The following is a 776-nucleotide window of genomic DNA, read 5'->3' on the forward strand; positions in this document are numbered from 1 at the left end:
CAGACGTCCTTGGGGAATGTGGTGAACGCCAGGATGTCGGCCCGGGCAGCATCGAGGTGCTCGGCCACCACCGGCAGTTTCTCGCTCACGTAGTCCAGCAGCCGGTCGAACTGGGCGTTGACGCTGGCGGCATCGGGCTGGTCGTAGACCGAGTGGAGCATGGCCTTCACCGCCGGCCACATGCTCTTCGGGGTGATGCCCATCAGGTTCGCCGCGTAGTGGGTGCGGCAGCGTTGCCACACCGCACCGGGCAGGTTCGCGGCGATGGCGTCCTTGAGCCCGGGGTGGGCATCAGAGGTGACCAGCCGGACCCCGGCCAGGCCCCGGGCGACCAAGTCGGCGAAGAACTCGTTCCACGCCGCCCCGGTCTCGCTGGTGGCCACCCGCAGGCCCAACACTTCGCGGTGGCCGTCGCCGTTGACCCCGGTGGCGATGAGCACCACCGCGTTGACCACACGCCCGCCCTCACGCACCTTCATCGTCAACGCGTCCGCGGCAACGAACGTGAACGGTCCCGCCTCCCCGAGCGGCCGGTGGCGGAAGGCCTCCACCTGCTCATCGAGGTCCGCGGCCATCCGGGACACCTGGGACTTCGACAGGGCATTGATGCCCAAGGTCTTGACCAGCTTGTCCATCCGCCGGGTAGAGACACCGGCCAGGTAGCAGTCTGCGACCACGGTGATCAGCGCCGATTCGGCCCGCTTGCGCCGCTCGAGCAGCCATTCCGGGAAGTAGGTGCCCGAGCGCAGCTTCGGGATGGCCACGTCCACGGTGCC

At 68.7% G+C, this 776-nt stretch carries 1 protein-coding gene; it reads right to left on the reverse strand.

The window, feature by feature from the left end:
- Window positions 1-776, reverse strand: a 776-nt coding sequence (locus AC0VX0_RS12360; protein WP_475452207.1) for an IS256 family transposase, incomplete at both ends; no start/stop codon positions are given.

The organism is Micrococcus sp. iso_26 (assembly GCF_056172975.1).